This is a genomic window from Kitasatospora sp. NPDC048194 (assembly GCF_043202455.1).
Taxonomy (GTDB): Bacteria; Actinomycetota; Actinomycetes; order Streptomycetales; family Streptomycetaceae; genus Kitasatospora.
In genome coordinates, this window is sequence record NZ_JBIDAK010000003.1 from 1 (window position 1) to 25,935 (window position 25,935).

Sequence of the window (25,935 nt, forward strand, 5' to 3'; positions counted from 1 at the left end):
ACTGATCCACCCCGAAGGGCTTCACCGTTCGACTTGCATGTGTTAAGCACGCCGCCAGCGTTCGTCCTGAGCCAGGATCAAACTCTCCGTGAATGTTTACCGGTCATCCGGTCGACACCCGCGTTGAGCGGCACGGCAACCACCGGAATAAGGCGGCCCCGCGCACTGCGTCCTCGCTAGTGTTATTTCAAAAGGAATCTCCAACCCCGATCAGATGATCGAGGCCGGGGATGTCAACATATCTGGCGTTGACTTTTGGCACGCTGTTGAGTTCTCAAGGAACGGACACTTCCTTCAGGCCGCCTTCCAGCGGGCCCTCCGGGCGCTTCGTTCTTTCGTGTCTCCAGCTTATCAGATGTTTTCCGCTCCGTTTCCGGCGCTTCCCTCATCCAACTCGCTGGTGTCTTCCGGGGTTTGACGCCCCGTCCGACGTTCCAAACTCTAGCCGATCCCCGCTCCGAAAAGCGAATCGGCCGCAATCCGATAAAACGAGCATGCCGAATAAGCACCGAGCCGCACCGCGCAAAGCGAAACGACCGGCACGAACCGGAAGTGTGTTTCAGAGGATTGGCTACCCCGGGACCGTCCGCGCCGATGCGTGTCCGGTGCTCCCTGCCAGGCAGCTCGAAGAACACTAGACCTCTGGGAAGGCCGAGTCAAGCGCCGCAACCGGATTCTCGGCGCTCTCCTCGGACGGCAGGTGGAAGGCCAGGACGGCGACGTCGTCGTCGTGCTCCGAGGTCACTCCCATCGCACGGAGCAGGCGGGAGCAGACCACGTCGGGGGCGCCGACCGCGCCGGCGAGGGTGCGGGCCAGCAGGTCCAGGCCCTGGTCGATGTCCTCGTCCCGGCGCTCGACCAGGCCGTCCGTGTAGAGGACGCCGGTCGTGCCGGGCAGCAGGCGCAGGGTGTGGGAGACGTGGAGGCCGCCGCCGGTGCCGAGCGGGGGGCCGTTCTGCTCCTCACTGCGCAGGATCGTGCCGTCCGGGCAGCGCAGCAGCATCGGGAGGTGGCCGGCCGAGGCGTAGGAGAGGCTGCGGTGGTGCGGGTCCCAGACGGCGTAGGTGCAGGTGGCGATCTGGTTGGCGTCGATCTCCATCGCGAGGCCGTCGAGCAGGCGCATCACCTCGTGCGGGGGCAGGTCGAGCCGGGCGTACGCACGCACGGCGGTGCGCAGCTGGCCCATCACGGCGGCGGCGCGCAGGCCCCGGCCCATGACGTCGCCGATGACGAGGGCGGTCCGGCTGCCGTCGATGGCGATGACGTCGTACCAGTCGCCGCCGACGGCCGCCTCGGCTCCGCCGGGTTGGTAGGTGGCGGCGACCCGGAGGTCCGCCGGCTGGTCGAGCTTCTGGGGGAGCAGGCTGCGCTGGAGGGTGACCGCGGCCTCGCGCTGGCGGCGTTCGGCTTCGCGCAGCCGGGCGGCGGCGAGGACCTGGTCGGTGACCTCGGCGGCGAAGATCAGGACTCCGGCCGTCGGGCGCTCGGTGGGGGTGTCGCCGCCGTCGCCGGGGCCGAGCGGGACGCAGGAGACGTTGTAGTAGCGGTTGCCGGTGAGGCCGAGGATGCAGCGGGCCTTGACGCTGCGGGGGCGGCCGCCGCGGATGACCTGGTCCATCAGGGGCAGGACGCCCATGGTGGCGAGTTCGGGGAGGGCCTCGGCGGCGGGCCGGCCGGTGGGGCGGTCGCCGAAGAGCTCCCGGTAGGCGCGGTTGGCGTAGCCGAGCTGGTGGAGCGGGCCGTAGGTGACGGCGACCGGCGCGGGGATCCGGTTGAGGACCTCGCGCAGGTTCTGGGGTTTGTGGGGGTCGAGGAGTTCGGCTGCGGTGGCGGGGCTGGTCGGATCGCGGGGGCTGGGCACGACGACGCCATCGGTGGAGGGCGTGCCCTCGTCGGTGCCGGCCCCGGTGGGTGGGGCGGCACGCCAGGGGACTCCGGTGAGCCGGGCGCTCCAGCGCATGAGGTTCAAACGACGGCCGCTTCCTCGTTTTCCAGGCATATCATCACTTTTTGTGTGCACGACAGCACACGGGGTAATGACCAGTTCGGGCTGATCCTGTCAGGCGGAGGGCCGGTTCCGGAAGTCGCCCGCCCGGCGTGGCCGTCGGATCCGTCGTCGCGGGGCGGCGGCGGCCTGTCTCCTCGGGGCGGCGGCCTCGCTCCGCGGAGGTGGCTCCTTCGTCGGTCGGCGGTTCACCGTGGCGCGTCCGGCGCCGTGTCGGGTGGTTTGCTGCGGCCGGTGTCGAACCCGCCCTCGAAGGCCGAACGCGGGTGCTCCATCGCGCCCAGCGAGACCACCTCGCGGGAGAAGACCCCGCCCAGCACCCAGTCCATCAGGACCCGCACCCGCCGCTCGGCGCTCGGCAGCCGCCGCAGGTGCCGGGCCCGGTGCAGCCACCAGGCCCGCCGCCCGGTGAGCCGGCCGCCGCGCCGGGTGTGGGCGACGGCCCGGCCCGGCCCCAGCGAGGTCGAGCAGGCGGCCGGGCCGGGGCGGTACGCGGCGAGGCCGGGCGCATGCGGTCCGCCGTCCAGGGCCACCGCGATGTTGCGGGCGAGCAGTTCGGCCTGGGCGAAGGCGTGCTGGGCGTTGGGCGCGCAGGGCGCACCGCCCGCGTCGGGGTCGGGTACGGCGGCACAGTCGCCGGCGGCCCAGACGCCGGGCAGGGCCCGGCCGTCCGCTCCGACGGCCTGGAGGGTGGGCAGGCAGCGGATCCGCCCGAGGGTGTCCAGCGGCAGGTCGGTGTCGCGCAGCAGGGGGGAGGGCCGCACGCCCGCCGTCCAGACCAGGGTGCGGGCGCCGAAGCGGCTGCCGTCGGAGAGCACGGCGACCTGCCCGTCGGCGGACTCCAGGGTGGTGCGCAGCCGCACGTCGACGCCGCGTTCGCGCAGCTGGCCGAGGGTGTGCTCGGCGAGTTCGGGCGACTCCTCGGCGAGGATCCGGTCCGTCGCCTCGACCAGCACCCAGCGCAGGTCCTCGGCGCGGACGTTGTGGTAGTCCCGCACGGCCGTGCGGGCCATGTCCTCCAGTTCGGCGAGCGCGCCGACGCCCGCGTAGCCGGCGCCGACGAAGAGGAAGGTGAGGGCGGACTGGCGCAGGGCGGGATCGCGGGTGGCGGAGGCCAGGTCGAGCTGCTCCAGCACGTGGTTGCGCAGTCCGACCGCGTCGCCGACGGTGGAGAAGCCGAGGCCGTGTTCGGCGAGGCCGGGGATCGGGGCCGTCCGGGAGACCGATCCGGGGGCCACCACCAGGACGTCGTACGGGAGTTCGACCGGGGTGGGGGACCCGCCGGGGCCGGCGGCGTCGGCCAGGGCGCGGCGGGCGGCGTGTTCGATCCTGGTGACCCGGGCGGTGACCACCCGGCAGTCCGGGAGCGCCCGGCGCAGCGGGACGACCACGTGCCGGGGGTCGATGGAGCCGGCGGCGACCTCGGCCAGCAGCGGGTGGTAGGTGAAGTAGGCCTGGGGCTCGACGACGGTGATCTCGACCTCGCCGCTCCGCAGCCGTTCGCGCAGGCCGCGCTGGAGGTGGAGGGCGGTGGCCGTCCCGGCGCAGCCTCCGCCGACGATCAGGATCCTGATGGTGCACCTCCTGCCGATGTGACGTTCCGCCCCGGCCCCGCGGCCGGGGGTGTCCCCCGTCACGCCCCCCTATGAAGGACCGGCCGGGGTGGTCTTGTCCACAGTCCGTACGGGGCGGCTTGCGACTGGAGGGGCGGGCGTGCCCAGTTGTCCTTGCTGGACGAATTTCTGACGCACTTTCGGCCGCGAACAGGCGTGAACTATGGTCGGATTGTGTACCGGAGCGGCCACCGCCATGACAATCGGCGGCGACGCACCGTGGAGCGGCCATCACGGCCAGTTCCAGCGTTGGCGTGAGAACCCGACTGGGGGACGGTCATCCGGGGAAGGGTAGTCCCCGGACAGGGCCCCGGTCGGTGCCGACGCGCCGAGCCGGACGTGAGGGCGGCCCGGCGGCACGACCGTGGTCACCGGAACGGGACGGGCGGCACTGACGATGGTTCATCGGGTCATTTCTGACGGGCTGAGCTGCACCGGGGGGTGCAGGGGCGGGCGACGACAGGGTCCGGGTTCGGACGCCTGCGGGGGAGAGTTGGGATGATGGAACAGGAGCAGGTGTTGGGCCGGGCGGGCGCACCGCACGCCGGGCAGGGCACGGTGCCGGAACAGCGCGGTCCGCTGGACCTGCCCCCGGGCGGGATGCCCTACGCGGCCGTTCCGTACCGGGCGGATCCGGCGTCGGCCGCGGCGCCGATGCCCGGGGCCCGGCTGCGGGTGGACGCCCGGCGGAACCTGGAGAGCGTGCTGCGGGCGGCCCGGGAGGTGTTCGGCGAGTTCGGCTACGGCGCTCCCATGGAGGAGGTCGCGCGCCGGGCCGGGGTCGGGGTCGGCACGGTCTACCGGCGCTTCCCCAGCAAGGAGGTGCTGGTCCAGCGGATCGCCGCCGAGGAGGTGGCCTGGCTGACGGCGCAGGCGCGGGAGTCGCTGTACGGCGGCGACGGCGCCTGGGAGGCCCTGGCCGGGTACCTGGCCAGGGCGGTGAGCACCGGCGCCGGGCGGCTGCTGCCGCCGGAGGCCTTCCGGTACGCGGAGGAGCTGGGGCGGGTGCCCGAGCAACGGGCGCCAGAACCGCCGGCGTCGGTCCGCTTCGACCTGCGCGGCGAGGAGGCGCGGTCCGGTGCGGCGGCCGAGCCCTCGGCGGCGGACGCCGATCCCCGGCTGCTGCTGCAGTTGCTGGCCGCCCTGGTGGCGCGGGCCGGTGCGGCGGGTGAACTGCGCCCCGGCGTCACGGTGTCGGACGTGGTGCTGGTGCTGACGGCGTCGGTGCCGGTACACGCCGTGCGCCCCTCGGTTTCCGCGCCGACGCCGGCCGGCTTCACGGCAGTCGTTCCCCAGACGGACGGTCAACCTGCCGCCGGGCCGTCGGACCGGCTGCTGCAGATCCTGCTGGACGGGCTGCGGGCTCGCTGAACGCCCTTCGCGGGCCGGCTCCGACGGGCGGGGCCGCGGTCGCCTCGTCGACCGGGTGCGGTCGACGTGCCCGGCCGGCAAGGGAGTTGGGCGAGGGACCGGCGCGCGCCCGGGCACGCGCGCCGGATGCGGGCGTCGAGCGACCCGTCTCCACGCGGTGGACGAACACATCCGCGACGGCCCCTCGGAAGAGTGGGTACCGGCCGGTCCGGCTACCGCCCCTCCCTGCGCTATGCCATCCTTTGCCCGTGGTTGGAGCCAATGTCCCGATGCGCGCCCTTCGCGCGCCGTCGGCGCCGTACGCCGGTGAACCGTGCGCCCACGCACTCCCGCGCGCCCTGCCACACTTCGGGGGCTGTCGTGGAATCTGGGGTCCGTTGTGAGCGCCGAGGAACAGAACGACTACGGGTACGGCCTCGACTTCGGAGGGCGCTCCGGTAGCACCGCCGACGGCTCCGCCGCGGGCTCCGGTGGGGCGGGCGTCGGCCAGGGGCCCGGCTCCGCAGGAGGTTCGGGCGCCGGATACGTCCCCGACCAGGCCGGCCTGCCCGGGCGCGAGTCGCAGTCCGCCTCGGCCGCCGCCCTGCCGACCGGACGGGTACCGGGCCAGGCCCCGGCCGGCCGGGGCGGCGTCGCCCCCGAGGCCTTCGTCGGCGACGCCCGCCCGGCCCGTTCGACCCGGCCGACCGTGCCCGCCCCCGCCGACCCGGTGGACGGCGACCGCCCGCCCTCCGACGCCGAGTTGACCGCCCGGGCCCGGGCCGGCGACGACACCGCGTACGAGGAGATCTACCGCCGGCACGTCGACTCGGTGCGCCGCTACGCGCGCACCTGCTGCCGGGACAGCTTCACCGCCGAGGACCTCGCGGGCGAGGTCTTCGCCCGCACCCTCCAGGCGCTCAAGGCGGGCAAGGGCCCGGAGTTCGCCGTCCGCGCCTACCTGCTGACCGCCGTGCGCAACGTCGCCGCCGCGTGGACCCGCAGCGAGCGGCGCGAGCAACTCGTCGACGACTTCAGCGTCTTCGCCCAGAGCTCGGCCGCCGTGGTCGACTTCGACCTGGCCGACCCCGGCGCCGACGCCTGGGCGATGGCGCTGGCCGACCAGCGCATGGTCATGCAGGCCTACGCCGAACTGCCCGAGGACGACCGGGTGGTGCTCTGGCACACCGAGGTCGAGCGGGAGTCGCCGAAGACCGTCGCGGTGATGCTCGGCAAGACCGCCAACGCCACCGCCGTCCAGGCCCACCGCGCCCGCGACCGGCTGGCCGCCGGCTTCCTCCAGGCCCACGTCTCCGGCAGCCAGGACAGCGCCTGCGAGGCGTACGCCAACCGGCTCGGGGCGTACGCGCGCGGCTCGCTGCGCAAACGGGCCTCGGCGGAGGTCGGTCGGCACCTCAGGGAGTGCGACCGCTGCACGGCGGCCTGTCTGGAACTGACCGAGATCAACACCGGCCTGCGCGCCCTGCTGCCCGGCGGGGTGCTGGTCTGGGTCGGGGTCGGCGGGTTCAGCGCCGCCGCGGCCGCCGTGGGCGGCGCGGCCGCGATCGGCGGGGCGACGGCGGCTGGCACGGCAGCGGCCTCCGCCGGATCCTCCGGAGGTGCCGCGGGCGCCGCAGGCGCCGCAGGGGCCTCGGGTGCGTCCGGGGCGTCCGGCGGGAGCGCAGCAGGTGCGGTCGCCGGCGAGGGCCTGGGCAGCGCCGCCAAGGCCGGGATCGCCGCCGCCGTGGCGGTGGCCGCGGCCGCCGTCGCCGCGTACGCGCTGACCGGCTCGTCCGAGCCCGAGCCCCCGGCGGCCGCTCCCCCGGTCACCTCCGCGCCGGCCGCGCCCGCACCGGCGCAGCCCGTGGCGCAGACCCCCACCCCGACCCCGGCGCCCAGCAGCGCCGCCCCGGCACCCGAGCCGCCGGCGCCGAGCCCCAGCGCCAGCGCCGTCCCGAAGCCGGCGCCGTCGCCCCGGCCGAGCCGGGCCCCGGTGGTCACCCCGGCTGCGAAGAGCACGCCGCCCCCGCCCACCCGCACACCGGCCCCCGCACCGAGCATCCCGGCGCCGGTCATCCCGACGCCCACCCTGCCGCCGGTGCCCACCCCGGCGGTGCCGGTCGTCCCGACGCCGACGCCGCCGACCGTGCCGACCCCGACGATCACCCCGCCCTCGCCGCCCGCCCCCTCCGACTTCTGGGGCGACTCCCTGCCCGTGGCCAAGCCGGGCAAGCACCGGACCCCGCCGGAGGGGCCGAGCATCCGGCGCACGGGCAGCAACGGGTTCTGGCAGCGCGACGGCGCGTGGATCGGCGGCGAGTACCTGCCGCACGTCATCACCGTGCACGCGCCGGCCACCACGCTGATCGACCTCAACCGCAGCTGCACGTCCTTCGACGCGGTCGCCGGCGTGGACGACGCCACGCCCACCCCCGGCGGGGTGGTGTTCTCCGTCCAGGGCGAGGACGGCCGCACGCTGTGGACCTCCCGCACGCTCGCCGCCGGGGACGACGCCGTCCCGGTGCACGTGCCGCTGGCCGGCCGGAAGTCGATCAAGCTGGTGGTCACGCCGGTGCACGGCGTCTGGTCCGCGCTCAACGTCGCGGACTGGGCCGAGGCCCGCTTCCGGTGCTCCTGACGGCTCCCCGCGCGGGCCTCGGCGGGGCGGCGCCGGGGCGGCCGCCCTGGGCGGCACCGGGCCCGGACCGGGTGGGGCCGGCCTGACCGGACGTGGCCGGGCCGTCGCAGGCCCCGGCCGCGGAGGCCCGGACCGCGGAGACCCGGGCCGGACGGGCTCAGATCGCGCAGGCGCCGTCCGCGCAGGCCTCGCCCGCCGGGGCGACCTGCACCGGTGCGGGGCGGCGCTCGCCGATCTCGGCGGCGACCTGCTCCAGCACCTTGCGGAAGGTTTCGGCCTCCTGGCCGCCCTGGACCGCCCACTTGCCCTCGAACACGAAGGTCGGCACGGCCGTGATCCCCAGCTCACGGGCCTCGGCCAACTGGGCCCGCACCTCGGCGGAGCCCTCGTCACCCGCCAGGTAGGCGGCCACCCGCTCGCGGTCCAGGCCCGCCGCGACCGCGACGTCGGTCAGCGCGGCACGGTCGCCGACGTCCACGCCGTCGCTGAAGTGCGCCTTCAGCAGGGCCTCCTTGAGCCGCCCCTGAGCCTCGGCGCCGTACTCGGTCTCGGCGAGGTGCAGCAGGCGGTGGCCCAGGAAGGTGTTGGCGTGCAGGGCCGCGTCGAAGTCGTACGTGATGCCCTCGGCGAGGCCCAGCTCGGCCACCCGCGCGTCCATCGCCACCGACTGCGGGCCGTACCGCTCGGCCAGCCAGGCGCGGTGCGGGCTCGCCGTCGCGGGCGCGTCCGGGACCAGCTGGTACGGGCGGTAGACGACCTCGACGTCCTCCTTGCCCGGGAAGTCCGCCAGGGCCTGCTCGAAGCGGCGCTTACCGATGTAGCACCAGGGACAGGCGATGTCGGACCAGATCTCGACCTTCACGGCGGGGGCTCCAGGGGCGTCTCGGGAGGGATGTACGAGATGGGTGAACGATGAACCATCTCGGTGCATTCCCGGCACCGGGGCCCTTTCCGCTGGTCAGGCCTCCGGGGGCGCCGGAACCACCAGCACCGGGCAGGCCGCGTGGTGCACCGCCGCCGAACTCACCGAGCCCAGCAGCAGCCGGGCGAAGCCGCCGTTGCCGCGGGTGCCGATCACCAGTGTGTGCTGCCGGGTCGACGCCTCCAGCAGCACCTCGATCACATTGCCCAGCACCACGTGCAGCGACATCTCCCCCGCGAACGGCCGCGCCCGCTGCCGCAGCACGGTGCCCACCGCCCGGCGCAGCCCGTCCGCCATGCTCTCGACCAGCGTCTCCACGCTCTCCTGCACCAGCTCGGCCATCCCCGGCGGGTATCCGGCCGGCGCCGGGTTCACCACGGCCAGCACGTACAGCGGCAACCCGAACGACTCCGCCTCGGTCATCGCCCGGTCCAGCGCCCACAGCGAGCCGTCGGACCCGTCGCACGCCGCCAGCACCCCGGGCGGACGCCCCGTCGGCGGACGCCCGAGCACCGACAGCACCACGGGAACGTCCTGCCCCGGGCTCACACCGGCCACCACGCACTCCCCTCGCCCTGGACTCGACAGTCCCGCCATCATCACCCGCCCCGTGCGACCCCGGGAGCCAGCCGCGCCGGGCGGCGGGGGTCGGGGGCGGACGCGGTGGCGAGGTCGGCCGCGCGGAGGACGGGCGCCCGAGTGGACGGACCGTTCGGTGGGTGCCGAGGGAGGACCCGGCGAGGCGCCCCCCGGCGGGGGCGGCGCGCCGGCGGGGGCGGGGCCTCAGGAGGTGAGCGCCGGACGCCGGGGGTGCGGGAGGCCGGTCCAGCAGGCGCCGTGCCGGCGGGCGCGGAGGCGGCGGAGCCAGAGTTCGGTGGAGACCAGGTCGGCGAGGCCGGCCAGGGCTGCCGGGGAGAGCCGGGTGGCGGGGTCGGCGGAGCGGGCGAGTCCGGCGCGGACGGCGGGCAGGTCGATCAGGCCGGCTTCGGCGAGGAGCGGGGCGTCGAAGAGTTCGGCGAGGCCGTCGGCGGCGAGGCGCAGGCCGGCCCGGGTGGGGGCGGTGCGGTCGGGGCGGGGGCCGCGGCCCCAGTCGGGGGGCAGGTCGGTGCGGCCGGCCCCGGTGAGGACGGCGCGCAGGAGGGCGTGCCGGGCGCCGGGTTGGAGGCGCACGTCGTCGGGGAGCAGCCGGGCGGCGCGGACCACCTGGTTGTCCAGGAAGGGCGCGTGCAGTCGCTGGCCGGGCCGTTCGGCGGCGTGCACCAGCGTGCGGTAGGAGCGTGCCTGCCGGTAGAGGGCGTGTCGGGCGCGGTGCGCGCCCGGGTGTTCCGCGGGCGCCGGTTTGCGCGCCGCCAGGCGGAGCCTCATGGCCACGGCGGAGAGCGCCTCGTCGGACAGCCAGCGGGCGGCCGGGCCGGGGACGCACCAGGCGAGGTCGACGGCGGAGCGGTCGCCCGCGGTGCCGCCGCCGTCCGGGACGTGCCGGGCGGTCAGTTTGGCGGCCGCCTCGTCCAGCGCCTCGGCGTAGCGGATCCGGGAGAGCCGGTGGGCGGCCCGGACCACGGTGAGCGGGGTGCGCAGCGCTCCGGCCAGGACGCCCGCGGCGGCCCGGTCGGCACCGGCCAGCGCGGCGACCGGCGGGAGGAGTTCGCGGGGCCGGCCGGCCCGGATCAGGTCGGCGAGCCGGGCCGGGTGGCCGTCGAGCACCTGGCGGGCGCCGTAGCCGGTGAGGTGGTCGGTGCCGCCGGCCTCGAAGCGGGCCTCGGCGCGGGCGGCGGTGACCAGTTCGGGGCCGGGTTCGTCGGTGAGCCGGCCGGACTGCGGATCGGCGCGCAGTCCGGCGTACGGGAGGGTGTCGGGGCCCGGGTCGAGCACGGTGTGCCGCAGCCGGGGGGTGTCGGGAGCGAGCGCGAGGGTGGTCGGCGGGTCGGTCTCGCCGAGCGTGACGGCGGCCAACTGCTCGGGGGCGGAAGGTTCCTGGTGGGCGGCGACGCGGACCCAGGAGCCCTTCACGGCGCCGTTCCTGGCGGCGTTGGCGGCGGTGTTCCCGGCCCGGGCGGCCGACGCCCGGACGGCGGCCGCGGAGGACACCGGTGGTACCGGCGGCAGCGGTACGGCGGCGGCGAGCAGGGCCACGGTGGCGGAGGCGGTGCCGTACGAGAGGTCGACGCCGAGCCGGGCGCGCCCGGCGGGGTCGGCGGCCGGGGCGGTGGTGCGGACCCGGGAGCGGACGGACTCCAGCAGCGCGCGGGTGAGTTCGCGGATCGCCGGCGCCTCGTCGCGCGGTTGTTCGGCGCCGGGCGGTTCGTCGTACGCGTCGACGTACGGGCGGCCGCCGCGGATGGCCAGCACGTGGCCGGGCGGTACCCGCTGGACGCCCAGGTACGGCGTGCCGGTGCCGAGGGCCTCGGGCGACTCCGGGCAGGCGAGCCGGGCGGCGAGGTGGCCGGTGTCCAGCGGGGCGCCGACCAGGTCGGCGAGCGGCAGGGCGGCGGTGGCGTACGCGGTGCCGCCGGCCCAGGGGGTGTGGAAGACGGGCTGGGCGCCGGCGAGGTCGGTGAGCAGCAGGGTGGAGCGGGTGCCGGCCCGGAGCACCGCGGTGTAGCTGCCGGGCCATCCGGTCAGGTGGCGGACGGCGCCGCCGCGGGCGGCGGCGAGGCCGGCGGCGAGTTCGGCGTCGGTGGCGCCGCAGTGGCCGAGGACGGCGAGCCGGCTGGTGGCGGGGGTGTCCTCGCCGGGGTCGGGGGCGGTGGGACCGGTGCTGACCACGGCAGGGGCGCCGGGGCGCAGGGTGACCAGGCGGATCTCCTCGGGTCGCCAGTCGCCCACGGCCCAGAGCGGGTTGGGGCCGGTCCACAGGGGGCGCGCGGCGATGGGTGCCACCGTGGCGAGGGCCTCGTACGCCGGCGCGCCCGCTCCGGGCGCGCCCGTGCTCCAGCCCGTCAGCCACCGCATCGCGCCTCCACCGGACGAGGACCTGCACTCGCACGGCGCGTCCGGCGCCGGGCGGGCGGCCGGGTGGGTGCCGGGGCGTCCGGCACGCGCGTCCGGGCGTGCCCTCGGGACCGGCGCGCCGTCTGGAGACATCGTGCCACCACCGGGCAGCGCAGGGGCCGGTGTCGGTGGTTCCGCTTCTGTTTCGGCGCGCGGCGCGAACGCGCCGTCCGGCAGCGCGGGCCGGGCGGGCCGGGCCTCCCCCTCCCCGGCCCGGACCGCCCCGGGAGACGCCTTGACATGGGCATCGCGAGATGGCCGAAAGGCGTCGCCCAGCCCGGGAGGGCATCCGCATGCCCTCCCGGACTCAGCCGCCGCCCGCGGGGATGGAAGCGGCGGTATCCCCCGGCCCGCCGGGTCCTCGACGGCGGGCCGACCCACGACCACCAGCGAATCGCCGAGCAGCCGGTCGGGCCAGGGGGCACGCCCGGGCGCACGTGAACACGGGACCGGAGCACGACGCTCCGGCGCGTGACGCGCCCGATCCGCTCCGGGTGGTCCGGACCAACTCCCGCACCGGCCCGGCGCGGTGCGGCCGGGTGCGCGATCCCGCCATCCGGAATGCGGCCTCTTAACCGTCGGAACGCGTCCGACTACTCTAGGTACAGCAGCTACGGCCCGGTGCCGCCCGGGCCCCGCGCACAAGGCCGCAGGAGGTGCCGCCGCCACCATGACCGTCAGCCCACGTGGACCGAACGAACGGCTCGGCACGCTCCTGACCCTCGCCCAGATCAGCAACGCCGGACTCGCCCGCCGGGTCAACGACCTCGGTGCGCAACGCGGGTTGACGCTGCGCTACGACAAGACCTCGGTGGCCCGCTGGGTCAGCAAGGGCATGGTCCCCCAGGGGCCCGTCCCGCACCTGATCGCCACCGCGATCGGCGGCAAGCTCGGCCGGCCCGTCCCGCTGGAGGAGATCGGCCTCGGCGACACCGACCCGGCGCCCGAACTCGGCCTGGCCTTCCCGCGCGACGTCGCCGATGCCGTCCGGTCCGCCACCGACCTGTTCCGGGTCGACCTCGACCTGCGCCGGGGGCCCGGCGGGGGCCGCTGGAGCGACAGCCTGGCCGGCACCTTCTCGGTCGCCGCGTACGCGACGCCGGTCTCCCGCTGGCTGATCAACCCGGCGGACGGCTCGGTGGCGCGCGAGGCGCCGCGTTCGCCGAGCGAGAGCTCCTCCTACCGGGTCGGCCAGTCGGACGCCGCGAAGCTCCGCGAGGCCGCCCAGGAGGCCCGCCGCTGGGACTCCAAGTACGGCGGCGGCGACTGGCGTTCGTCGATGGTGCCGGAGTGTCTGCGGGTCGAGGCGGCACCGCTGCTGCTCGCCTCGTACAGCGACGCGGTCGGCCGGGCGCTGTTCGGCGCGACGGCCGAACTGACCAGGCTGGCGGGGTGGATGGCCTTCGACACCGGGCAGCACGAAGCCGCGCAGCGCTACTACATCCAGGCCCTGCGACTCGCCCGGGCCGCCGCGGACGTGCCGCTCGGCGGGTACGTGCTCGCCTCGATGAGCCTCCAGGCCGGCTACCGGGGCTTCGCCGAGGAGGCCGTGGACCTCGCCCAGGCCGCGCTGGAGCGCAACCGGGGCCTGGCCACCGCCCGGACCATGAGCTTCTTCCACCTGGTGGAAGCACGGGCCCAGGCGAAGGCCCGCAATGCGGCGGCGTGTGCGACGGCGCTCGGCGCGGCGGAGAGCGCGCTCGAGCGAGCGCGCGCCGGGGATCCCGATCCGGCGTGGATCGACTTCTACGCCTACGACCGCCTCGCCGCCGACGCGGCCGAGTGCTTCCGCGACCTCGGAGTGCCCTCCAAGGTCCGGCAGTTCACCCGCGAGGCGCTGGCCAAGCCCACCGAGGGCTTCGTCCGCTCGCACGGGCTGCGGCTGGTGGTCTCGGCGATGGCCGAGGCGGAGGCGGGCAACCTGGACGCCGCGGTGGCCGCCGGCGAGCGCGCCGTCGAGGTGGCCGGCCGGATCTCCTCGCAGCGCAGCCGGGAGTACGTGGTGGAGATGCTGCGCCGACTGGAGCCGTTCCAGGGTGAACGACGGGTACGGGAATTGACGGAGCGGGCGCGGGCGGTGATCGTCGCTCCGGCGTGAGCGGCGCGCACCCGCCGGTAATTCAGGTGCACCGGCGGGAGGGGCCTGACTATGGTCTCTCTCGTCCGGGTGCGCAGGCAGAGGTTACTTCCACTCCTCATGGGCAGGTCGCGGGTTCGAGTCCCGCCACCGGTATTCCGTACCGGTGTAGCTCAGTCGGCAGAGCAGCATCGTCACCTCAGCCGACCTCGAACTCCGGACACCCACACGTGAATAGGAATTCCGCACCTCCCGGTGCGACGGCAGCGGTTACTTCTGGTGGACGCCGGTATTCCGGCGTTGCGGTTCGAGCCCGCGAAACACCGCCGCCGAATTGATCTCGGGAGGCATTGTGCTCCGGAGTGCCCGGTGCGCAGGCGGGGGTTACTTCGGATCTTGCGGTCCCGGGTTCGATTCCCGGGCGGCCGTGCGCGAGCGCGGCCGCTAGCTCAGTCCGGTAGAGCACAAGGCATACACCTCCGCCGACGTCGGCCGTCCCACGGCCGGCACGATCTCGGGCACCCCCACGGCCGCATGCCTCCCTCCCGTCCACACCGTCAGCAGGCCGAGGGGGGCTGTCGCATGTCCAGGTTCAATCTCCGCAGGGCCAAGGCCGGTCCGAGCTCACCGGTGAGCACGACCGGGCAGCGCGGCCGCACCCACCAGGGCGGTGTCGGCCACGCCCGGGACCGCAAGTCCGAACTCTTCCTGCTGGCGGTCGCCAATATGGTCGGCCGGGACACCTTCTACGAGCGCGGCGGTGACCGCGACGACCGCTACACCGCGCTGGTGCGCGAACTCGCCGTCGCCGAGCCGGAGTGGACCCTCGGGCTGCTGCGCTGGCTGCGGTACGGGGCGCAGATGCGCACCGCCGCGCTGGTCGGCGCCGCCGAGTTCACCCGGGCCCGGCTGGACGCGGGCGCCCACGGCCACTCCCGGCAGGCCGTCGACGCCGTGCTGCGGCGCGCCGACGAGCCCGGCGAGCTGCTCGCGTACTGGACCTCGCGCTACGGCCGAGCGCTGCCGAAGCCGCTCAAGCGCGGGGTCGCGGACGCGGTGCGGCGGCTGTACGACGCGCGTTCCCTGCTCAAGTACGACACCGCGACCAAGGGCTACCGCTTCGGCGACGTCCTGGAGTTGACCCACCCGGCGCCCGACCCGGACAAGCCCTGGCAGGGCGCGCTGTTCGGCTACGCGCTGGACCGCCGGCACCGGCCCGAGGAGGCCGTTCCGCCCGCGGCCCTGCCGCTGCTGACCGCCAACCGCGAGCTGCTGGCGCTGCCGGTGGAGGAGCGCCGGGCGGCCGTGACCGCCGAGGGCGGTGCCGAACGGCTGGCCGCCGCCGGGCTGACCTGGGAGGCGCTGGCCGGCTGGCTCCAGGGGCCGCTGGACGCCGCGGCCTGGGCGGCGGTCATCCCGTCGATGGGGCCGATGGCGCTGGTGCGGAACCTGCGCAACTTCGACAAGGCCGGGGTCTCGGACGAGGTCGCGGCCGGGGTGGCCCGGCGGATCTCCGACCGGGGCGAGGTTCGGCGCTCGCGCCAGTTCCCGTTCCGGTACCTGGCCGCCTACCGGCACGCCCCCTCGCTGCGGTGGGGGCACGCGCTGGAGACGGCGCTCGCCCACTCGCTCGCCAACGTGCCCGAGCTGCCCGGCCGGACGCTGGTCCTGGTCGACCGCTCCGGCTCGATGTTCGACCGGCCCGGCGCGCAGACCGAGCTCAACCGGGCCGACTCGGCGGCGATCTTCGGCACCGCGCTGAAGGTCCGGGCGGCCGAGGCGGACCTGGTCGAGTTCGGCACCACCAGCCGGGTGATCGAGGTCGGCCGGGGCGAGGCGGTGCTGCGGGTGCTGGATCGTTTCAGCAGCCTGGGCGGCACCAACACCGCCGAGGCCGTCCGCACCCACTACCGGGGCCACGACCGCGTCGTCATCGTCACCGACGAGCAGACCGGCTCCGGCTACCGGGGCAGCGATCCGCTCGCCGCCGTGCCGGCCCACGTGCCCGTCTACACCTGGAACCTGGCGGGCTACGCCCAGGGCCACGGCCCCAGCGGCGGCGCCAACCGGCACACCTTCGGCGGCCTCAGCGACGCGGCCTTCCGGCTGATCCCGCTGCTGGAGGCGGGGACGAACGCCGGGTGGCCCTGGGAGGCGTAGCCGGGAGGCGGCGGCTGCCGCACCGGGTCGGGGGACCGGTGCGGCAGCCCTTGGCGACGCCGGGGGGCGATGCGGCGCCAGGGAGATGCGGCACCGGGGGAGGCGCGGCGCGGGCCGGGGGGACCGGCGCCGCATCCGCCGCATCGCGGCTGCGCCACGAGGGGGGACGGAGGCGCCGGGTCGGGGGCCCGGCGCCTCGACCCGGCGGCCCGCCGCCGGAAGGGGCGGAGCCACCGGGGGGTGGTTCCGCCGTACCCGGGGCGGGCGGCGACACACCGCCGCCCGCCCCGGCCGGCCCCTGCCCGCGCGGCGGAGCCTTCACGGGCCGACCGACGCGCCGGGTGACGCCGGCGCCGCGGCACCGAACGCCTCCTGGCCCCCTCGACCCCCGCCCGCCCTCATGGCAGCATCGGCGGCGGACAGCGGGCTTGGGCGGCAGGCGGGAGCGCGAGGTGGCAGGCGAGTTCGACGTCGTGGTGGTGGGCGGCGGGATCGTCGGCCTGGCCACCGCCCACGCGCTGACCAGCGCCCGACCCGGCCTGCGGCTCGCCGTACTGGAGAAGGAACCCGGCTTCGCGGCGCACCAGACCGGGCGCAACAGCGGGGTGATCCACAGCGGCGTCTACTACCGCCCCGGCTCGTACAAGGCCCGCTTCGCCGTCGCGGGCGCCGCCGAGCTGGTGGAGTTCTGCCGCGAGCACGGCGTCCCGTACGAGGTGACCGGCAAGCTGATCGTGGCCACCGACGCCGCCGAGCTGCCCCGGCTGGCCGCGCTCGCCGGGCGGGGGCGGGCGAACGGCATCCCCGTGACCGAGCTGGACCGGGCCGGGATCGCCCGGTACGAGCCGGAGGTCGCCGGCCTGGCGGGGCTGCACGTCGCGACGACCGGCGTCTGCGACTTCCCGGCGGTCGCGACGGCGTACGCCCGGCTGGCCCGGGAGGCCGGCGCCGACCTGCGGCCCGGCACGGAGGTGCGGACGGTGGCCAGACGCAGGGACGCCGTGACGGTCGGCACCGCGGACGGGGAGCTGCGCGCCCGGGTGCTGGTGAACTGCGCCGGACTGCACAGCGACCGGATCGCCCGGCTGGCCGGGGACGACCCCGGGGTGCGGATCGTGCCGTTCCGCGGCGAGTACTACGAACTCACCGCGAAGCGAAGGGACCTGGTGCGCGGCCTGGTCTACCCCGTGCCGGACCCGGCCTTCCCCTTCCTCGGCGTGCACCTCACCCGGGGCGTCCACGGGGACGTCCACGTCGGCCCGAACGCGGTGCCTGCGCTGGCCCGCGAGGGCTACGACCGGCGCACCGTCCGCCCGCGCGACCTCGCCGACACCCTCGCCTTCCCCGGCACCTGGCGGATCCTGCGCCGGCACTGGCGCCAGGAAGTCGGCGAACTGCACCGCTCGCTCTCCAAGCGGGCGTTCACCGCGGCCGTCCAGCGCCTGCTGCCCGCGGTGACCGCCGCCGACCTGGTGCCGGCCGCCGCCGGGGTACGGGCCCAGGCGGTGGCCCGGGACGGCTCGCTGCTGGACGACTTCGCGTTCGCCGGCTTCGACCCGGACGACCCGCGCTCCCCGCGCCGCACCGTCCACGTGCTGAACGCGCCGTCCCCCGCCGCGACGGCGTCGCTGCCGATCGGCCGGGAGGTGGCCCGCCGGGCGCTGGCCGCCCTGGAGGCGGGCGGATGAGCCCCGTCACACACCTCGGCGGGCGCCCCGCCCGGCCCCGTAGACTCGGGGGATTGTGACTGCCACCGCCCCGATCCCCCAGCAATCGCCGTCCGCCCGGATGTCCGCCGCGCCGGCCGCCTACCCCGCGCCGATGTACCCGCACAAGGCCACCGAGGCCCAGCACCGCGAGCGGCGCATCCGCAGCTTCCAGCCGCGCCGGGGCCGGATGACCAACGCCCAGGCGGGCGCCCTGGACCGCGGCTGGGAGACGTACGGCATCGCCATCGACGGCAGCCCGCTGGACCTGCGGGAACTGTTCGGCGGCCTGCCGGTCACCCTGGAGATCGGCTTCGGCATGGGCGAGACCACCGCCGCGATGGCCGCCGCCGACCCGTCCATGGGCATCCTCGCCGCCGACGTGCACACCCCCGGCCACGGCAACCTGCTCGGCCTGCTGGAGCGCGACGGCTCGCAGAACGTGCGGCTGGCCGCCGGTGACGCGGTCATCCTGCTGCGCGACATGCTGCCGGACGCCTCGCTGGCCGGACTGCGGGTCTACTTCGCCGACCCGTGGCCCAAGCCGAAGCACCACAAGCGCCGGCTGATCCAGCCGTCCTTCCTCGACCTGGTGCTCCCCCGGCTCGCCCCCGGCGCCCTGGTGCACTGCGCGACCGACTGGGAGCCGTACGCGGAGCAGATGCTGGCCGTGCTGTCCGCCTCGCCGGAGCTGGAGAACCTGCACCCCGAGGGCGACGGCAGCGGCTGGCTGGAGCCCGCGGACCACCCGGACGGCAGCATCCCCGGCTACGCGCCGCGACCGGCCTGGCGGCCCGTCACCAAGTTCGAGCGCGCCGGGATCGCCAAGGGCCACGTGGTCCACGACCTGCTGTTCCGCCGCCGCTGAACCGCCGGCCGCCGTTCGAACGGGCGGCGGCCCGCTGAGCGGTCCGCGGCGCGGCCCGCGAGCGGTTCGTCCCGACTCCTCCCGACGGACGGGCGCCGTGGCCTACCCTGAGCCGCATGGGCAGCCCGTCCGGCGGCGGGTTCCGGACGTCCGCCCGTGCCGCCGCCGACGCACCGGGGACGGTCCAGCGCACCGGTGACACCCGGACCATCCCGGGGCCCCGGGAGCGCCGGGCCCGTCGGCTGCTGCCCCGGCCGACCGGATCACCACCCGCCACCGCCGCGCCCGCGGCCGCCGGTTCCACCGCGGCCGTCGGCTTCCGCCGGCCGGGGGAGCCCGTACGCCCCGCCGGGACCGCCGTACGCTCCGCCGGGACCGCCGGGCCGCCCGGCCGAGCAGGAGGGATGGCGCTGCCCGCCGTCACCGCCACCGCCGTGCTGACCCTGGTCGGCTGCGGGGTGCTGATCCTGCACCTGGTCCAGCGGCAGACCGGCACGGTCGGACTGCTGGTCGGCCTCGGCCTGGCGATGGTGCCGCTGCCCTTCGTGCTCGGCGGCCTGGCCTGGCTCAACCTCACCGCCCGGGTGCCGCTGCGGCACACCGTGTTCTGCCTCGGCTGGGGCGCCTGCGCGGCCACCACGATCGCGATCCTCGCCAACAACTGGACCGCCGACTACCTGACCGCGCACCCGGGCCCGCTCGGGCGGCTGCTCGGCACCGGGATCGCCACCCCGCTGATCGAGGAGAGCGCCAAGGCCACCGCCCTGCTGGTGCTGCTGCTGCCGCTCGGCCGACGGCTGTCCTGCCGCGGCCGCCGCACCGGCTGCCCCTGCGCGCCACTGCTGCACCGGCCCCCCGCGCCGGGGCGCACCCGCCCCTACCAGCGCCGCCCGGCCGGGCCGCACGCCCGGAGCCGACTGGGGCTCCGCCCGTACCTGCGGCCACTGCCGTACCTCCGCCCGGCCCCGCCCTCCCCCGGCACCCCGCACCGCCGCTCCCGGCCCCGCACCCTGGCCGCCGGGGTAGTGCTCGGCGGGATGACGGCCTGCGGCTTCGCCTTCGTCGAGAACGCCCTCTACCTGGGCCGGGCCTTCACCACCGACCAGCGGAACCGGCTCGACAGCATCGGCCTGGGCGACCGGCCCAGCCTGCGGGACTTCGACAGCACCGTGCAGACCTTCGTGCTGCGCGCCCTGCTGTCCCCCTTCGCCCATCCGCTGTTCACCGCGCTCACCGGGATCGGCCTGGCCGTCGCCCTGACCACCGGGCGGCGCTGGCTGGCCCGGCTGGCCGCACCCGGCGGCCTGCTGCTGGCGATGGTGCTGCACGGGACCTGGAACGCCGCGGCCGACCTCGGGACGGACGGGTTCCTGATGGTCTACGGGATGCTGATGGTGCCCTGCTTCGCCGCGCTGGTCTGCTTCGCCGCCTGGGCGAGGTCCCGCGCCGCCCGGCACGCCCCACGGCACGGGCGACCGCCCGCGGGAGCGCCCTGAGGCCGCGCGCCGAGGCCCCGCCCGGAGCCGCCAGGAGAACCGATTTCCCATATCCGCGACTTCCCCGTATCGTTGTGTTCACCGACGCGGGGTGGAGCAGCTCGGTAGCTCGCTGGGCTCATAACCCAGAGGTCGCAGGTTCAAATCCTGTCCCCGCTACTCAGTAGCCGAAGGGCCCGGAGGATTCTTCCTCCGGGCCCTTCGCGGTTTCCGCGCACGGCCGGAACACGGTCCTGCCACGAACCGGTAACGGCGGTCGAATCCAAGATCCGCTGTCCGGGGTCTCCCCCATACTTCGGAGGAAACTTCATCCGATTGGGGGGCGGCACGGCCGTGCCCCGGGACAGGAACCACCTCATGCCGTCGAAGCGCCTGGTCAGCACCGCCGTGATCTGCCTCCTCCTGGGAGCGGGCACGGCTGCCTGCGGCGACAACAAGGACTCGGACAAGGCCGCCGCGCCCGCGACCACCGCCGCGGCGGCCGCGGCTCCGACCGCCACGCCGACCCCGACCCCGACCGTGGCGAAGCTGGACACCGACAAGCTGACCGCGCAGGAGATCAAGAAGCAGGCCAAGGACGCCCTGACCGGTGCCTCGGCGGTCAAGCTGGCGGGCACGATGGTCGACCAGGACGGCACGATGGAGATCAACCTCGCCATGGACAGCAAGGGCCGCTGCACCGGCTCCATGTCGGTGCCCGGCATGGGCAAGGTCGAGGTCCTCCGCGACGGCACGGCCTCCTACATGAAGCCGGACGCCGCCTTCTGGACCGCCATCGGCGGCCAGAACGGCGCGAAGGCCGCCGAGCTCTTCAAGGGCCGCTACCTGACCGGCTTCGACAACGACCCGGAGATGAAGCCGTTCACCTCCCTCTGCGACCTCTCCGAGTTCAGCAAGCAGATCGTCGAGGGCGGCGACACGGCGGCCACCAGTGTCGAGAAGGGGTCCGCCGGCACCACCAACGGCGTGAAGACCTTCAGCCTCAAGGTCACCAACGCCCAGGGCGAGCACGGCACGATCGACGTCGCCACCGAGGGCAAGCCCTACCCGCTCCACATCGAGACGGCTCCGGGCAAGGACGGCCAGACGAAGATCGACCTCTCGGACTTCGACAAGCCGCTGACCGTCCAGGCCCCGCCGGCCGACAACACGATCGACTTCTCCAAGTTCAAGGACCAGGTCAAGACCGCCTGATCGGGGCCCGGATAAATCCGTTGCCCTCTCGGCGGTGGCCTGCCTATGGTGGGGCCACACTGAAAGGAGGTGATCCTGAGTTGAGTACAAACGCAACTGCGCACGTGTGCGCGTCTGACTCGCTCGGGCGCGCCTCCGCCGAGGTTACGGCCTAGCCGCAGCTTGGCGGACGGGAACGCGCAGAAGTTGTTGAGCCCCCGGGACATCCTCAAGGCGAGGACCCGGGGGTTCGGCATGTCGGGCCAGCGCAGCCGGTCCACGCCACGGTTTGCCATGTGCTGGAACGGTTAGCCGCTGGGCCCGGGGCCGGTTCAGAAAGCAGCCGGTCCCGGGGGCCCTGCCAGGGGCCCGGCCGCCTCGCGGGGGACGTAGGCGGCCGGGCCGGTCGGTGGTCAGCGAAGGGCGGCCAGGACGCGGGCCCTCAGCGTCTCGTCAGCGATCGAGCCCGCGTCGCGCCAGGCGTAGCCGCTCACTTCCTCCTCTTGCAGCGTGACGGCGCTGTCCTCGATGGTGCGGAAGAGGAACCGGAAGTCGATGTGCTGGTGTGCGGGCTCGCCCTTGGCATCGCTCGCCGGAATCGGGTGCACGTCGATGTGAACGGGGGCGGCGTCGGCCAGCGTGATGCCCTCGGGGCTGACGCCGGTCTCCTCGGTCAGCTCACGGAGAGCGGCCCCGGACAGGGTGTCGTCCTCCGGCTCCAGGTGCCCGCCGGGGGTGAGCCACTTGTCCAGCGCCATGTGGTGGATGAACAGCGCCTTACCCTCCCGGTCCACCAGGACGGCCCCAGCCGTGGCGTGCCCCCGGAATTCCTTCCGACTGGTCACGTCCACTCCGGCGTCCACCAGGGCGAGGACGGCCGACAGCTCCGGCTTCTCCTCAGGGTGGGCGTCCAGGTAGGCCGTGACGGTCTCGCTGACGTGCTGTGCCGTGATGGGCATCGGATCACCTGTTGTAGTAGTCGAGCCAGGTAGCGGCGATGGCTGCCCGGTCGTCGCCGGGCACTTCGTGCATGGTGGCGTCGAGGTCCCGCCGGGCGAGCAATCGCACGCCTGCCAGGATCTCAGCCTGTACGAGGTAGATGAACGGCCCAACTGATGCGCCATGGAGGAAGTTGACGGCGTTTCCGTTGTTGAGCAGATAGAAGTAGTGGCCCGTCGTGCTGTACCGGGTGACGTTCTCCCCGGAGCTGCTGCGGGTGTAGCCGTCCGGCAGCCCGTTCAACTCCAACTCGTCCTCGCTGCTAGTGACCGTGGCGACGTAGGCCCCGTTCCGCAGATTCGGAAAGTCCTCCCCCTTGAGCGCGAGCGCCCCCGTGGCGCACAGGACGAGTCCAGCAGCGGCTATCGCCTGCTCCCGGTCCCGGGCCACGCCGAAGCCCTGGGAGAGCGCCTGAGCGCGCCGTACGGGGTCAATGTCGTACACGGTGACGTGCACCCCCTTCGCGTGCAGCAGACGAGCGATGCTCGACCCCAGCTTGCCGAACCCGATCACCAGCGCCGGACGGCCGTGCAGAATGTCCCCCCGGCCCCGCAACAACGCCTCAGTCGAGAACACAACGGACTGGCCGACAAGGAAGTCCTCGGGGTCCTTGAGCGGTGAACGGGCCACCGACACGACGGGGCACGGCAGCTTGTCCCGCTCGGCGTACCGCTTGTGGCCGTTCTCGGTGTCCTCCACCACCCCGAGGACGGTCCCGGAGAACCGGCCGCAGAGCGCATCGATCACTGGCGCGAAATAGCCGCCGACGTCCAGCAGCACCACATGTTCGCCGGCCGCCCGGGTCTCCAAGTAGGTCACCGCCGTGTCCGGCTCGGCGAACAGCTCCCGCGACAACTCGTCGCACGGGAAAGCCTGTTCGACCTCTCGGCGGGCTGCGGTGTCGATCGACTTCGGCTTGGGTAGGACCGCCCGGAGGTTGGAAACCGTGCCGACCGCCCGCACGAACGACGGGCGTTCCGGCAGCAGGTGCGTCACCAGTAGCGAGGACGGGAGTACCTGGGGCGTGAACCGCCGCGCGATCTTCCCGAAGTACGTTTCCAGCCGTGCACGCTCTGAGGTCTCCACAGGGACTTGCCTCTCTGTCGCTGCTGTCACTGGAGACCCGTCCCGGCCGAATCCTTCCCCAGGCGACCGGGACGGGGGTCTGTGGGGCGCGTCAGCGCCATGAGCGGTTCGCTTCGCGCAGCCTGGCAAGCAGATCCGCCCGCCGTGCGCGTTCCTCGGGAGGCAACGGGGCCTCGCTGAACTCCTCCGGGGTGAGCAGGGGTCGGGGCGCACTGGCCCGCTCCGGGGGCCACGGGTGGGCGTGAAGCCACTCGAACGGGTCTACCGGTTCCGGTCCCTCAAGGGGGCCGTCCGGGGCCGCCTGGCGGCCGTCCTGGTGGTCAGCCACGGGAGCGCCCAGGGGTCAGGCACTCTCCCGACTCGGCGTGTCGGCGACGGAGGATCTTCACGTCCGTGCGGAGCGAGTAGTTCAACCCGTCGGGGTCCTGAATCGCTTGCTGCGCCATGGCGTCATGCCACAGGCAGGTGGGGCATGCGTCGGCGTCCTCGTGCCGTTCCTCGGGCACGCGCCGGGCGATCTCGTACAGCGTCACGCAACCCCCTTGTCGGGGCACACGTCCGCACCGCAGGTACAGAACGGCCAGTCCTTCGGGATGCCTCGTCCCATGGCCTTGGCGGCGTATGCGGGGTCGTAGTCGGCCAGCGCATCGCCGACGGGAGCACGCTGGCGCTGCTCGGCCCGGTACTCGGCGCGGGTCTTCGTCTTGCGGGTGTTGGTGCTCACCGCCATGGGGCCACTCCCTCGACTGCTCAGAACCGATGAGCAACACGCTAGGGAGCTAGGCGAGTTGAGCTCTACAAAGTTGCACGAGATTGCACGCATTCACCCCAGCGACTCAATCGCTGACGTGATCAACGCCCGTGCCTGCGCCCCGTAGACCGCCAGCGCAGCCAGCCCCTCGAACGCTCGCCCGTACTCCGCAATCTCACTGGGAGTCTTGACATTAACTCCTGCGGTGAGCAGTTCCACGGCTACGTGCTGATCATCGAACATGTAGAACGCTTCCAACGGCCAGATTCGACGCGGTGCCGTAAACGGGATAATCCCGAGACTGACCCGAGGAAGCGCCATTACTGCGAGGAGATATCCCAACTGGGCTGCCATAGCTTCGGAATCACCAATTCGATAGCGCAGGACGGTTTCTTCCATCAGCAATGCGAATCGGTGATTTCCCTCGCGGATCACGTGGGCCCTAGCCATACGAGCATCTACAGCCTCCGCCACATCGTCCGGCGTGCCCTGAAATTCAGTGATGGAGGCCATGAGGGCAGTGGCATATCCCGGCGTTTGAAGCATTCCCGGCACGACATTGGAAGCGTAAACACGAAATTGGCGCGTTCGCTCCCAGAGCGGAACGACTTCTTCTTGCGCTCGACGCATGCCATTGCGTTGCAATTTCTTCCACTGGACGTAAATAGAGTCCGCGGCGCGATTTGCCGCAATAATGTCATCCGCCTGCTCAGCGGCGCCGCACGCTTCACACCAGGAACGTATGTCAGCGTCAGAGGGTGGGGTTTTCCCGTTCATAATCCGAGAGGACTTCGAGGGATGCCACCCACAGCGGATAGCTAGCTCGCGCCCTGTCAGCCCAGCATCTAGGAGCAGTTCCCGCAGTCGGGCCGCCACGGCTTCGCGGGCTTCTTGAGCGCTAGATGACGGAGATGAAGGCATGAGCTAGCTATCCGATATGTTCGATGGGTCAGACTTTGTAATCGTCGTGTGGGATTCCCGAATCCCACACCGCCGCGAAAGCAGATGCACACAGCTGGGCAATGTCCGGGTCGGCGCTCAGCTCCTGCCCCGCCCAATCACCGTTTCCAGTGAAGTGGTTGAACAGAACGATTTTCTCGTCAAAGAGCCAGAAGTCGTTTCCGGGGAGCGCGATCCCGGATGCCAGTCGACGAGGGAGCCATCGAATCTCCTCGCCCGCCGCGATATTCACGACCGAGCCGGCATGCTCCCACCGGATGTAATCCGTGACCGGCTCCGAAACAATACGAGCACGGCGAACCTTGACGCCCCGGGCCACCGTCTCAGAAATGACGGACACCCAGGGAGCCCAGTATGGAGAGGTGGGATCAGAATCCCGCTTTCCAGAGGTCACCCAGCGGTCGAAGTCCTCGGACTCGTCTCCGACGCCGTACGCATCACGCATTTCTAGATGAACTGCGGAGTGCCTGGCCTCTTCCAGAAGCTCAAAGAAGTCCGGCTCGCTCTGCGGCATCGCACGCCTCCCTCAGAATAGGAATCATTCGCGCGGGGAACCTGATCACGTCCTCGTTCTCAGGGATTTCGGTAGCGTGCCCGGGTGCCGTGTTCTGTTCACACTGCTTCTTCAAGGCCGGAGACGCCTTCCAGCCCAGGAACACGAGCTCCTTCTTCTCTGCGTCCACCCAGACAGTCGGTGATCCCTGCTGCTGCGTCTCGGGGTCGATCCCGATGAACTCTAGTGCCATCGTGCCCTCCGTGCTGTGCCGGTTGCATGGATGTGCACGACCATTACTCACAGCAGCGATATCGTCAAGATGGCATGCAAGTTGATCATGCGTCAGTCAAAGGGGGGCGCGCCCGAAACGGCAAAGGGCCCCCGTCCTGCCCAGCGAGGGCAGAACGGGGGCAAGGGGGCGCTCAGTACGTGCGGTAGGGGCGTCGGCGCCACAGTCCACGGTCGTCCTGCCAGAGGCCGACTGTGGCCGGTGGCAGGCACATGCGGGCGCCGTGCGGACCGATGCGGTGGGCGTCGCCCGCCCGGGTGCTGGCGAACGTCTCGTGACAGGCCGGGCAGTGCTCGGCGCGCAGACCGGACCACTCCCGGCCGCATGGCGGATGGACGATGGGCGAACGGATAGG

At 73.7% G+C, this 25,935-nt stretch carries 19 protein-coding genes, 1 tRNA gene, 1 rRNA gene and 1 pseudogene; 9 read left to right on the forward strand and 13 right to left on the reverse strand.

Features of this window, described 5'->3' with window-relative positions:
• The 3 genes and pseudogenes from ACGF07_RS04995 to ACGF07_RS05005 form a co-directional block, all read right to left on the reverse strand.
• A 16S ribosomal RNA gene (locus ACGF07_RS04995) occupies positions 1-93 on the reverse strand; the annotation flags it as partial.
• A 140-nt stretch (positions 94-233) separates the two neighbouring features.
• Positions 234-1,969, reverse strand: a pseudogene (locus tag ACGF07_RS05000) (SpoIIE family protein phosphatase).
• Between the two features lie 224 nt (positions 1,970-2,193).
• Positions 2,194-3,579 (reverse strand): NAD(P)/FAD-dependent oxidoreductase, encoded by a 1,386-nt coding sequence (locus tag ACGF07_RS05005; RefSeq protein WP_392896058.1) that lies wholly within the window; start codon positions 3,577-3,579, stop codon positions 2,194-2,196.
• A 537-nt stretch (positions 3,580-4,116) separates the two neighbouring features.
• Here ACGF07_RS05005 and ACGF07_RS05010 point away from each other — a divergent pair.
• Together ACGF07_RS05010 and ACGF07_RS05015 are read left to right on the forward strand one after the other, a co-directional pair.
• Positions 4,117-4,989, forward strand: coding sequence for a TetR/AcrR family transcriptional regulator (locus ACGF07_RS05010; protein ID WP_392895550.1), 873 nt, complete (start codon positions 4,117-4,119; stop codon positions 4,987-4,989).
• 379 nt (positions 4,990-5,368) lie between these two features.
• Positions 5,369-7,606 (forward strand): sigma-70 family RNA polymerase sigma factor, encoded by a 2,238-nt coding sequence (locus ACGF07_RS05015; protein WP_392895552.1) that lies wholly within the window; start codon positions 5,369-5,371, stop codon positions 7,604-7,606.
• Positions 7,607-7,763: 157 nt separating this feature from the next.
• On the opposite strand, the gene ACGF07_RS05020 is transcribed toward ACGF07_RS05015, so the two are convergent.
• The 3 genes from ACGF07_RS05020 to ACGF07_RS05030 all read right to left on the reverse strand — a co-directional run bounded on the left by ACGF07_RS05020 (position 7,764) and on the right by ACGF07_RS05030 (position 11,480).
• Positions 7,764-8,468 (reverse strand): DsbA family oxidoreductase, encoded by a 705-nt coding sequence (locus ACGF07_RS05020; protein ID WP_350745087.1) that lies wholly within the window; start codon positions 8,466-8,468, stop codon positions 7,764-7,766.
• A gap of 96 nt (positions 8,469-8,564) precedes the next feature.
• Positions 8,565-9,086 carry a universal stress protein gene (locus tag ACGF07_RS05025; protein WP_350745090.1) on the reverse strand — a complete coding sequence of 174 codons (522 nt, stop codon included), beginning with the start codon at positions 9,084-9,086 and terminating at the stop codon, positions 8,565-8,567.
• Between the two features lie 225 nt (positions 9,087-9,311).
• Positions 9,312-11,480, reverse strand: coding sequence for an asparagine synthase-related protein (locus ACGF07_RS05030; protein ID WP_392895555.1), 2,169 nt, complete (start codon positions 11,478-11,480; stop codon positions 9,312-9,314).
• A 709-nt stretch (positions 11,481-12,189) separates the two neighbouring features.
• Between ACGF07_RS05030 and ACGF07_RS05035 the strand changes: the two genes are divergently transcribed.
• From ACGF07_RS05035 to ACGF07_RS05065, 7 genes are all read left to right on the forward strand, one after another.
• The gene (locus ACGF07_RS05035; protein WP_350745095.1) at positions 12,190-13,617 is read left to right on the forward strand and encodes an MFS transporter; all 1,428 of its coding nucleotides are present in this window, start codon (positions 12,190-12,192) and stop codon (positions 13,615-13,617) included.
• 561 nt (positions 13,618-14,178) lie between these two features.
• Entirely contained in the window at positions 14,179-15,756 is a 1,578-nt protein-coding gene (locus ACGF07_RS05040; RefSeq protein ID WP_392895557.1) for a TROVE domain-containing protein, read from the forward strand.
• Between the two features lie 452 nt (positions 15,757-16,208).
• On the forward strand, positions 16,209-17,444 hold the full coding sequence (gene lhgO / locus ACGF07_RS05045) for an L-2-hydroxyglutarate oxidase (protein WP_392895559.1): 1,236 nt from the start codon (positions 16,209-16,211) through the stop codon (positions 17,442-17,444).
• A 100-nt stretch (positions 17,445-17,544) separates the two neighbouring features.
• Complete coding sequence (gene trmB / locus ACGF07_RS05050) at positions 17,545-18,330, forward strand: tRNA (guanosine(46)-N7)-methyltransferase TrmB (RefSeq protein WP_392896060.1); 786 nt, start codon at positions 17,545-17,547, stop codon at positions 18,328-18,330.
• A gap of 116 nt (positions 18,331-18,446) precedes the next feature.
• Positions 18,447-19,826, forward strand: coding sequence for a PrsW family intramembrane metalloprotease (locus ACGF07_RS05055; protein WP_392895561.1), 1,380 nt, complete (start codon positions 18,447-18,449; stop codon positions 19,824-19,826).
• Between the two features lie 85 nt (positions 19,827-19,911).
• Positions 19,912-19,985 (forward strand) — tRNA-Met (locus tag ACGF07_RS05060).
• A 198-nt stretch (positions 19,986-20,183) separates the two neighbouring features.
• Positions 20,184-21,020 carry a hypothetical protein gene (locus ACGF07_RS05065; RefSeq protein WP_392895563.1) on the forward strand — a complete coding sequence of 279 codons (837 nt, stop codon included), beginning with the start codon at positions 20,184-20,186 and terminating at the stop codon, positions 21,018-21,020.
• Positions 21,021-21,412: 392 nt separating this feature from the next.
• On the opposite strand, the gene ACGF07_RS05070 is transcribed toward ACGF07_RS05065, so the two are convergent.
• From ACGF07_RS05070 to ACGF07_RS05100, 7 genes are all read right to left on the reverse strand, one after another.
• A complete protein-coding gene (locus ACGF07_RS05070) occupies positions 21,413-21,958 on the reverse strand; it encodes an NUDIX hydrolase (protein WP_392895565.1) in 546 nt (181 codons plus the stop codon).
• A gap of 4 nt (positions 21,959-21,962) precedes the next feature.
• On the reverse strand, positions 21,963-23,084 hold the full coding sequence (locus ACGF07_RS05075) for an NAD(P)-binding domain-containing protein (RefSeq protein ID WP_392895567.1): 1,122 nt from the start codon (positions 23,082-23,084) through the stop codon (positions 21,963-21,965).
• A 320-nt stretch (positions 23,085-23,404) separates the two neighbouring features.
• Entirely contained in the window at positions 23,405-23,617 is a 213-nt protein-coding gene (locus tag ACGF07_RS05080; RefSeq protein ID WP_392895568.1) for a hypothetical protein, read from the reverse strand.
• Positions 23,614-23,814, reverse strand: coding sequence for a hypothetical protein (locus ACGF07_RS05085; protein ID WP_392895570.1), 201 nt, complete (start codon positions 23,812-23,814; stop codon positions 23,614-23,616). Before ACGF07_RS05085 ends, ACGF07_RS05080 begins: the two co-directional genes overlap by 4 nt.
• 93 nt (positions 23,815-23,907) lie before the next feature.
• Positions 23,908-24,756 (reverse strand): helix-turn-helix domain-containing protein, encoded by an 849-nt coding sequence (locus ACGF07_RS05090; protein ID WP_392895572.1) that lies wholly within the window; start codon positions 24,754-24,756, stop codon positions 23,908-23,910.
• Positions 24,757-24,784: 28 nt separating this feature from the next.
• Positions 24,785-25,309, reverse strand: coding sequence for a DUF6879 family protein (locus tag ACGF07_RS05095; protein ID WP_392895574.1), 525 nt, complete (start codon positions 25,307-25,309; stop codon positions 24,785-24,787).
• The gene (locus tag ACGF07_RS05100; RefSeq protein ID WP_392895576.1) at positions 25,281-25,541 is read right to left on the reverse strand and encodes a hypothetical protein; all 261 of its coding nucleotides are present in this window, start codon (positions 25,539-25,541) and stop codon (positions 25,281-25,283) included. The genes ACGF07_RS05095 and ACGF07_RS05100 overlap by 29 nt, the downstream gene beginning before the upstream one ends.
• Positions 25,542-25,935: the final 394 nt, after the last annotated feature.

What these genes read in the sequence shown, in the direction of transcription:
- ACGF07_RS05035 (WP_350745095.1), top strand. Translation starts at nt 12,190, where the DNA reads ATGACCGTCAGCCCACGTGGACCGAACGAACGGCTCGGCACGCTCCTG.
- ACGF07_RS05010 (WP_392895550.1), top strand. Translation starts at nt 4,117, where the DNA reads ATGATGGAACAGGAGCAGGTGTTGGGCCGGGCGGGCGCACCGCACGCC.
- ACGF07_RS05095 (WP_392895574.1), bottom strand. Translation starts at nt 25,309, where the DNA reads ATGCCGCAGAGCGAGCCGGACTTCTTTGAGCTTCTGGAAGAGGCCAGG.
- ACGF07_RS05085 (WP_392895570.1), bottom strand. Translation starts at nt 23,814, where the DNA reads ATGGCGGTGAGCACCAACACCCGCAAGACGAAGACCCGCGCCGAGTAC.
- ACGF07_RS05065 (WP_392895563.1), top strand. Translation starts at nt 20,184, where the DNA reads ATGCCGTCGAAGCGCCTGGTCAGCACCGCCGTGATCTGCCTCCTCCTG.
- ACGF07_RS05040 (WP_392895557.1), top strand. Translation starts at nt 14,179, where the DNA reads ATGTCCAGGTTCAATCTCCGCAGGGCCAAGGCCGGTCCGAGCTCACCG.
- ACGF07_RS05055 (WP_392895561.1), top strand. Translation starts at nt 18,447, where the DNA reads ATGGGCAGCCCGTCCGGCGGCGGGTTCCGGACGTCCGCCCGTGCCGCC.
- ACGF07_RS05030 (WP_392895555.1), bottom strand. Translation starts at nt 11,480, where the DNA reads ATGCGGTGGCTGACGGGCTGGAGCACGGGCGCGCCCGGAGCGGGCGCG.
- ACGF07_RS05100 (WP_392895576.1), bottom strand. Translation starts at nt 25,541, where the DNA reads ATGGCACTAGAGTTCATCGGGATCGACCCCGAGACGCAGCAGCAGGGA.
- ACGF07_RS05090 (WP_392895572.1), bottom strand. Translation starts at nt 24,756, where the DNA reads ATGCCTTCATCTCCGTCATCTAGCGCTCAAGAAGCCCGCGAAGCCGTG.
- ACGF07_RS05070 (WP_392895565.1), bottom strand. Translation starts at nt 21,958, where the DNA reads ATGCCCATCACGGCACAGCACGTCAGCGAGACCGTCACGGCCTACCTG.
- trmB (WP_392896060.1), top strand. Translation starts at nt 17,545, where the DNA reads ATGTCCGCCGCGCCGGCCGCCTACCCCGCGCCGATGTACCCGCACAAG.